The organism is Rhizobium ecuadorense (assembly GCF_001187535.1).
Lineage (GTDB): Bacteria > Pseudomonadota > Alphaproteobacteria > Rhizobiales > Rhizobiaceae > Rhizobium > Rhizobium ecuadorense.
Map to the genome: position 1 here is coordinate 1 of NZ_LFIO01001106.1, position 345 is coordinate 345.

General features: G+C 62.3%; 1 protein-coding gene. It reads right to left on the reverse strand.

Annotated elements, in window-relative coordinates; all coding sequences use genetic code 11:
- Positions 1–345: carbohydrate ABC transporter permease (locus AF337_RS22160; protein WP_152971156.1), on the reverse strand; the 345-nt coding region annotated here is incomplete at both ends.

Sequence of the window (345 nt, forward strand, 5' to 3'; positions counted from 1 at the left end):
ACATAGATCCGCCAGATGGGAATGCCGTCGATCCGCGCCGCCTTCCATTGCTCGGCCTCGATGCCGCGCATGCCGGCGAGCGCAATGACCATGACGAGCCCTGCGCCCTGCCATACGCCGGCGAGCACCAGCGCATAGATCGCCATGTCGCGATTGACCACCCAGTCGAGGACGAAGCTTTCCCAGCCGAGCGAACGCACGCTCGCCTGGATGCCGAGCGTCGGATTGAGCATCCATTGCCAGATCAGCCCGGTCACCACGAAGGACATGGCGTAGGGATAGAGGAATATGGTCCTGAAGGCGCTTTCGAAGCGGATCTTACGATCCAGCGCCGCAGCGAGAAAG